Consider the following 7461-nt stretch of genomic DNA (forward strand, 5'->3'; position numbering starts at 1 on the left):
AGGACTTATTATCTTTCCGCCTTACAAAGTCTCAACATACAATTCATGACCTCAGTAGACTGAAGGGGAGAACTGGATGGTTTGATTCCATGACCTAAAATAATCGGCCAATCAAGAGCATCTTTCGTCCGTGTGCCATGACTTCCTTTGACCAGGCTTGCATCGAGTGGAATGAGATTCATGTTAGTCCGGAACCCCAATTTTTTCCCTAGTAATTTCCGGGCAACTTGAAGGGAGGGAAAGAAGAGAGTCGGATCCACAAAAAGTTCGGCTGGATCATACCCATATTTTCGATGGACATCGATACACCGTGCAAAATCTGGAGCAAGGGCATCGTCTTCCCAATGGTAATAAGCAAACCAGGAGTTTTCGTTGGAAAATGCCACGAGGTCACCCGCTCGCTCGTGATTGAGTCCGATTTCTTTTTTTGATTCCAAATCGAGGACGCGGTCCACACCCTCCATGTTTTCAAGACAGGAACGGACTTCGTTTCGAAATGAACTGGATTGATCGGAAAGGTATACATGGACGACCTGATGGTCGGTAATAGCAAAAGCCTTCGAACCGCCACAATCAAGATATTCCAGTCCGAGTTCATCTTTAATACTGAGCCATCCTTTTTTTCGGAATTCACGATTGGGGTAGATTACATGGTTTACTTCCGAAATTCCATATTCAGAAAGCAGGAGTACTTGAATGCCCTTCTTTTCATAAAAAGAAATTAAATCTCCCGCCACTCGATCTAAATCGTGCAGTGCAGTGGCAATACTAGGATCGTTCGGGCCTAAGCGTTGGAGATCATAATCGAGGTGGGGTAAATAAACGAGTGATAGATCGGGGGTGTTTTTTTCTTCTGTCCATTTGGCCGACTCGGCGATCCAATTGGAAGAATCAATCCCGGCACGCGGTCCCCAGAATCCATGAAATGGAAATTCGCCCAAGTCCGCCTTGATCTTTTCTCGAAGGTTCATGGGTTGGGTATGAATATCAAAAGTTTTCAGTCCATCTGCCCGGTATAGGGGGCGGGGTGTGATCGCATAATCCACGGAGGAATGCATGTTATACCACCAAAATAGGTTCGCACATGAAAACCCCGGATTTTCTTCCCGAAGTATATCCCATATTTTTTTACCTTTTACTAAACGATTGGACTGTTTCCAAAAATGGTGCTCATTTAATTCCCGGTCGTACCAACCATTGGCTACAATTCCATGACTTTTTGGAAGCTTCCCGGTAAGGTAGGTCGATTGAGCCGAACAGGTCAGGGCAGGCAGGACGGGTTCAATGACCTGATAGCCTTTGTGCTTTTCTGCAAAGGCAACTAGGTTTGGTGTGTGTTTCCCGAGGTGCCTGCCACAAAGTCCAACCAGATTAAGAACAGCCGTCCGGGGGCTGTTCTTGGTCGTGCTATTCATCAGGCATTTCGTAGGGCTATGTGGCGATTATTTAAATCGCGGACGGCATCAAGAATGATCTTACGATCCATCGCATGGACTTCAATCCCCTCGCCAATTCCCTGGATTAAAGTAATCGTAAGTTCACCTCCCAAGTGCTCGCGAAACTCCTCGAGACCCTCAAGAATGACTCGATTTCCATTCGCGGAAATCTCATTTAAGAGATCGTGGTAGAGGGGAAAACCGAGTGTTTCCAAAAGGCATAAAATGCGCTCGGTAGTTTTAGCTTTAACTAATCCCACCAGCGCGGAATAAGTCAAGTCGACTGCCAATCCAATTGCAACGGCTTCTCCGTGGCCAATTTTAAAGTCGGATATTTGTTCGAGCTTATGGGCGACCCAGTGTCCAAAGTCGAGTGGTCGGGCGGAGCCTTTTTCAAAAGGGTCGCCCGAACTGGCAATATGATCGAGATGGAGAGCCGCACTCTTTTTGATCACTTGTTCGAGAAGGTTTTCATTAAAAGAAGAAAGATTTTCTGCATTTTCTTCAATAAATTCAAAAAATGACCGGTCTCGTATTAACGCTACTTTGATCGCTTCCACATAACCTGCTCGTTTTTGGGAGTGGGGTAGTCCCAGGAGAAAGTTAAAATCATTTACCACTGCCTCCGGAACAGAAAAGGTACCAATCCAATTCTTTTTTCCAAAATAATTAACTCCATTTTTCACCCCGACTCCACCATCTCCCTGGCTCAGTGTTGTGGTGGGAAATCGTACCAGACGAACCCCGCGGTGTGCTGTGGAGGCAGCAAACCCAACCAAGTCAAGTGCGGCACCCCCTCCAATCACGATCACATAGGAATGTCGGCACATGGAATACCGGTTTAGTAATTCCCATATTTTCTCCACCAAAGACCAATCATTCTTTGCCGGTTCTCCCCCTTGAATGAACTGGGGCGAACACACTAAGTTAATACGATCTTCCCGCGAGCGGAAATAACTTGCAATATGTTCAAGTAAATTGGGATTACCATCGATTATTCCTTCATCCACAAAAACCAATGCCTTGGTTTTAATACCTTCTCGATGGGGTTGAAGGATCTCGGCTAAAGTATCATTTTTGGTAGAAAATGATCCTTTGGTAAAATACACCTTGTGCGAACATTCCAGGCGAATGTTTTTTCGAATGTATGAGTAGGATGAATTCATGCTTGAAAATCTATTCAGACTATCATGTCGCCGCAAACTTCTTTTGCATTAATACAGCGATCGATAAACAACAGAGACAGGGCGCAATCAGGCTTGGTGCATAGAATGACAGGGCGGTTGCATCCAATGCACAAATCCCTGCAAGCAAGCGAGAAACACCCTTCCCGATGGCCCCGTTTTTCTCCTCTCTCATCAGTAAGATTGAACTAAAGGCAATCCACGCAACCAACAGACCGGTCAGGTTGCATAGAAATACTCGAATGGGATCGAGTTGATTCCAATATACCAATAGAGCGAGGGCGATCAGTGGGGTGGAAAAGAGCAGGATTATTGAGTATTGAACCGGCTCTGTTTTCTTTTGGGATTCTCCCCGAGCGAACCAACTTATTCCAATAATATAGGAGGCAAGAACAGATGCCCAAATCAAGCTTTGGGGTGCAAGTTCAGATTTTCCTGCTGCGGTTGCCGCGACAAGCCAGAGAAAAAATCGGCATCCTCCCATGATTATAATTCCCCCGGCCCATTTTTTATGAATGTAATCATAAAAAAGTACGGAAGCAATCAGAGCGAATACCCAGGTCTTTTCACACCCCGCTACCGTTACTAAAAGAACCCCTCCCAGGATGAGCTCCAGGCTGCCGAGAATCCAAACGGTCTGGGCTGATATGGAACCGCTTGGCAATGGGCGTTTGGGGTTGTGCGCTTGGTCGAAATCTTGATCAAAGGCATCATTCAATGTGCAACCCCCTGCATAAATTAGGCTCGAACCGATGAGTAAGTAGACAAAAGTGTTCCAGTCAAAAAAAGCAAAATCACAAACTTCTGGCATGATTTTAAATGTTGAACTGGCAGTCGCATTGATTGCCCACGCCGCCAGGACATTAGTCCAGACAGTCGGTAAGTTCGATACTCTGGCTAAGGTAAAAGCTTGGTGCAGAAAGGATTTCATCAATTTGTACCCTTGCGGTCTGTTATGAAGTGGATGGTTCCCCGTTGGCTAATCCGCGTTGGGAGAGTGCATTTAAGGTCCATTCATATTCTTTGGCAATCTGTTCCACAACCTCAACCGATTGTAGTTCAGTGGGGAGAACTTCCCATGTGTAGGTTTCCATTTCCAAATGCCTGCACGCGTTTGGGTTTCTTGCCAACCAGTCCAGGGTATCGAGAACATGTTGCTTGGTATCATGCAAGGTCGAGCTGGGAGAAGTATGTAATGGAACATGAAAATGAATTCGCCATTCATCTCCCAGTTCCTGGTTTCCAGAATTAGCATGTGCCAAGGCAAGATCGAGGTCCTTATGGCGTTGTAAAATTTTTCCCTTTTTTCCCACCACCACTTGATGGAGGTAAACCTCTTCGACGAATGAATGGAGCAACTGAAGGTTTTTCGTACTTGGTTCCGCCCGCAAGGCAGAACTTAAATGTAACTTACTTAGGCGAATTTCCGCTTCCGCTAATTGATTGAGTCCTTCCTGCGCATCCTCATATTCCACGGCCAAGTGACAACAATCATAGTTCACTCCAACGGTTTCTTTTAAATGGGGAGATTGAGCAAATCCATGCAGCTGGTCAAAAAAAGAAAGAGTTTCTTCCGTCGTTTCAAAGGAGCCAAGTGGTTCGGGCTCGAGTCCAAGGTGGAGATCCAGTCCTTTTTTTTGTCTGATTTTCTCAATCCCCAGTGCACAACGGTTAATATTTTCAAACACGGCTTCAGGAATTTTTCCAGGGGCATGAAATTCTTTAAAAGATCCTGGCAGCGTACTGACGCTTCCTTCTTCGCCCGGTTGCAATAATTGCTCGAGAATTTCAAAAAGAAGTAAAGTGTAATCCAGGCGATCCGGATCGGTCCAGTCCGGTCGATAGACCTGTTCTTTTACCCGGGTGCCATGGAATTCGCCATATGGGAAACCATTAATCGTAAAAATATAGCAGTTCTTTTTTTCAAGCCAATTTTGGAAGGAGAGTAATGTTTTGGGATCGGCAAGCGATTGAGCGGCCGTTGCACCCAGGCGTAACCCAATTGCAAATGGCTTATCCGGACAGACTAAATTCTTCACTTGTAAAACATAGTTTTCCAAGGCGTGGAAAGTTTCCACCCATGTACTGCCTCGGTGAACATTGGTGCAGTAGGCAAGTTCAATATTATGCAAGAGTTTCATATATTATTGGATTAATACAAATAATCTAGGCATACCGCAGCCCCATTTTAAAGACAAGTTTACTCGTTCCTTAAACCAAGATGGATCAAATTATTTTTGTGGACAAAAAAAATGTGCGACCCCGCCCAGAGTCGCACATTAATTTTTGTTAACCGTAACGGTTATCCTGCCCTTAAAAATAATATTGCATCTATGATGCCAATTTTCGTGAACTTTAAAAAATGTATAAAAAGCCTCACTTCATCCTTACTACTAAGTTTTTATAAATTCCATTCATTATCAAGTGAGTAATTTTTTGCATTCGAAAACAAACAATGGAATGAACGACAGGATTAAGTTTGTGGAACAAATGATTTTGAACATTATTAAACAAATCAATTTTCTGGTTTCGCTCGTTTATTGAAAGTAATGAATATCTCAGAACCGATATGGAAGAAATGGTTTGCCAAGCATGGTGGTAAATTAGTTCTGTTTGCTCGTCAGCAAGCCCGTTATCCAGATGATGCAGAAGATTTGGTCCAGGAGGCATTTGTTAGAATCTGGCGATTATATGGGCACACCGGAGAAGTTTCCCCCGGCCTGGTGTATCGAGCCATTCGCAGGCTGGCAATTGATTGGGCACGCAGTATTGACAGGCGTCGTATTCGGGAGGAAAAAGTCATTCTCGATTCTCCACTCTCTACCTCTTTCGAACGAAATTTGGAAAAAGACGAACGAAAGCAGGCACTCCTTCGTGCGATTGAAAGACTGCCCAAAGAACAAAGTGAGGTGTTAATGCTTAAAATTTGGGGAGATCTCACATTTGACGAAATTAGCCGCACCTTGGATCTGTCTTTAAATACTGTTGCTTCCCGTTATCGCTATGCCTTGCAGAAATTAAAAGATTCCGTTCCGCAGGAATTAGAAAGCGGAACCACTCCAAATCGATGAACGATTTCGAAAAATTAGAAAAGGAACTCTCCTCGCTTTCTCCCCGTCCTCCCACCGATGAATTTACAAAACAGATCGAGGACGCACTGGGAGAAGCAGGATCGGTTGCGATGTGCCATCTCCACGATCAGGCGGAACAATCGATCGTAAAGTCCTCTTTTACCAAAATCTTAGCCTGGACAATACCGGGTATAGGAATTGCCGCTGCGGTCGCGTTTTTCTTTTATTTCTCACAACTGAGCTCGAATGAAATCGCATTCAAAAAAGTGGAGCCTCTTGCGGTTCAACCATTTAGTATGGTTGATGATGATAGTCCATTACACGGAGTTAGCTCGGAGCAATTGGAGGATTTCTCTGGAATGCCGATGGTGGGATGGCTGGATCCCCAAACGGAAGAAAAGTTTATTCGTCGAGTAGATGAGGGAATTGTGGATCGTGCAACTGGACTACCGGCTCGGCAATACAGGTATCATTTTATAGACGAAACCCTTTGGACGCACCCAGCTTCAGAGACCCGTGTTTTATCCACAACTCCGAGGCAGGAAGTGTATCTGATAGACCTGGAGTTATACTAATACCTCTTCCATCGTGCCCGCAGGTACCAAAGACTGCTTATTATTAACCCGGTATAACCTAATCATGAAATTCTCTATTTTCCTTTTTACCATTGGCATTCTTTACAACCTGTCTCTGGTTGCAAAAAATAAGGATTCCGATTCTCGTACGACCGCTTACCTCGGAATTTATGCAACTAAAGTAAATCCGAATGTAAGCCATCAACTTAAACTTACAGAAAACCTTTACCTAAATGTGGAATTGGTTGCAAAAAACAGCCCGGCTGAAAAAGCGGGTATTCAAAAATTTGATTTGCTCCTTCAGATGAATGATCAAATTTTGGTAAATCAGGAACAGCTCAAATATTTGGTCCGTTCCAAAATGCCAACGGATGAAGTAATCTTCACTTTATTAAGACAGGGTAAAAAACAAAAGATTACCGTAAAACTGGGAGAATCCAACCTTACCCAAGAAGATCCGTTCCAAAATCCCAGTTTGTATGATCGTTTCCCACATTACGACCCTTTTGGAATGGATTCTTTTGAAAAAGATCCTTTTTTACATAATCCTCAAAACCTTGAGGATTTAATACCCTTTCTACATTTTAATCAAAACAGAGTAAGGCATAAAAAAATACTACCCCAAAAACAATCGGAAGATGACCCCCTGCACCCGAAGGCAAATACTGAATCCTTTTCCAAGCAGACCAGCCAGAGTCAGGTTATGATCACCGATGAAGAGGGGACATTAGAATGGACTGAAAAAAATGGTCAAAAATCGCTCCGTGCCACTGACCCTTATGGAAAAGTTCTCTTCGATGGTCCGATTGATAATGCGGGAGAAAGAAAAGCACTGTCCGGAAATTTAAAATCCCGGCTCGAGAAGTTGGAAAAGCAAATCAATTCAAAGTAATTACTAAAGAGTGCAAGAAGGGAATGGTATAATTTTGTTGATAATCAGTTTTATTATCGTCTGAAATTAGAACAATTAATTCGGGCTTGACCCAAATACCACTTTTGTAGATTTTAGATTCTGCCCAAACTAAACAATCTATTATATGAAACTGATAATTTCTTCACTAACTGCTCTGCTTTTTTCAGGAGCATTATTGTCCGCGCAAATGCCTGGTATGGTTACCATGCAGCAATCTTCTGCTTCTCAGGGGACAACCTTGGGAGCAAATACCACGAGCGGAGCTGCTGGTATCGCCTTGGG

7 protein-coding genes are annotated in these 7461 nt (G+C 43.8%); 3 read left to right on the forward strand and 4 right to left on the reverse strand.

The features are described 5' to 3' along the window. Positions 1-8: 8 nt before the first annotated feature. The 4 genes from ACKPQ5_RS07685 to eboE are packed head-to-tail and all read right to left on the reverse strand — an operon-like array spanning position 9 to position 4761. Positions 9-1415: an alkaline phosphatase family protein gene (locus tag ACKPQ5_RS07685; protein WP_407678518.1), complete on the reverse strand. Its 1407-nt coding sequence runs from the start codon at positions 1413-1415 to the stop codon at positions 9-11. Continuing rightward, a complete protein-coding gene (locus ACKPQ5_RS07690) occupies positions 1415-2602 on the reverse strand; it encodes a 3-dehydroquinate synthase (RefSeq protein WP_407678519.1) in 1188 nt (395 codons plus the stop codon). Before ACKPQ5_RS07690 ends, ACKPQ5_RS07685 begins: the two co-directional genes overlap by 1 nt. 22 nt (positions 2603-2624) lie before the next feature. Further along, positions 2625-3551 carry a UbiA family prenyltransferase gene (locus ACKPQ5_RS07695; protein ID WP_407678520.1) on the reverse strand — a complete coding sequence of 309 codons (927 nt, stop codon included), beginning with the start codon at positions 3549-3551 and terminating at the stop codon, positions 2625-2627. A 22-nt stretch (positions 3552-3573) separates the two neighbouring features. Next, positions 3574-4761, reverse strand: coding sequence for a metabolite traffic protein EboE (gene eboE, locus ACKPQ5_RS07700; RefSeq protein ID WP_407678521.1), 1188 nt, complete (start codon positions 4759-4761; stop codon positions 3574-3576). Positions 4762-5169: 408 nt separating this feature from the next. Between eboE and ACKPQ5_RS07705 the strand changes: the two genes are divergently transcribed. From ACKPQ5_RS07705 to ACKPQ5_RS07715, 3 genes are all read left to right on the forward strand, one after another. Further along, positions 5170-5691: an RNA polymerase sigma factor gene (locus ACKPQ5_RS07705; RefSeq protein WP_407678522.1), complete on the forward strand. Its 522-nt coding sequence runs from the start codon at positions 5170-5172 to the stop codon at positions 5689-5691. Further along, positions 5688-6266, forward strand: coding sequence for a hypothetical protein (locus ACKPQ5_RS07710; protein ID WP_407678523.1), 579 nt, complete (start codon positions 5688-5690; stop codon positions 6264-6266). Before ACKPQ5_RS07705 ends, ACKPQ5_RS07710 begins: the two co-directional genes overlap by 4 nt. A gap of 64 nt (positions 6267-6330) precedes the next feature. After that, complete coding sequence (locus ACKPQ5_RS07715) at positions 6331-7158, forward strand: PDZ domain-containing protein (protein ID WP_407678524.1); 828 nt, start codon at positions 6331-6333, stop codon at positions 7156-7158. Positions 7159-7461 lie beyond the last annotated feature (303 nt).

The sequence above is a fragment of the Candidatus Seribacter sulfatis genome (genome assembly GCF_964187635.1).
Classification (GTDB): Bacteria; Verrucomicrobiota; Verrucomicrobiia; order Opitutales; family Seribacteraceae; genus Seribacter; species Seribacter sulfatis.

What these genes read in the sequence shown, in the direction of transcription:
- ACKPQ5_RS07685 (WP_407678518.1), bottom strand. Translation starts at nt 1,415, where the DNA reads ATGAATAGCACGACCAAGAACAGCCCCCGGACGGCTGTTCTTAATCTG.
- ACKPQ5_RS07690 (WP_407678519.1), bottom strand. Translation starts at nt 2,602, where the DNA reads ATGAATTCATCCTACTCATACATTCGAAAAAACATTCGCCTGGAATGT.
- ACKPQ5_RS07695 (WP_407678520.1), bottom strand. Translation starts at nt 3,551, where the DNA reads ATGAAATCCTTTCTGCACCAAGCTTTTACCTTAGCCAGAGTATCGAAC.
- eboE (WP_407678521.1), bottom strand. Translation starts at nt 4,761, where the DNA reads ATGAAACTCTTGCATAATATTGAACTTGCCTACTGCACCAATGTTCAC.
- ACKPQ5_RS07705 (WP_407678522.1), top strand. Translation starts at nt 5,170, where the DNA reads ATGAATATCTCAGAACCGATATGGAAGAAATGGTTTGCCAAGCATGGT.
- ACKPQ5_RS07710 (WP_407678523.1), top strand. Translation starts at nt 5,688, where the DNA reads ATGAACGATTTCGAAAAATTAGAAAAGGAACTCTCCTCGCTTTCTCCC.
- ACKPQ5_RS07715 (WP_407678524.1), top strand. Translation starts at nt 6,331, where the DNA reads ATGAAATTCTCTATTTTCCTTTTTACCATTGGCATTCTTTACAACCTG.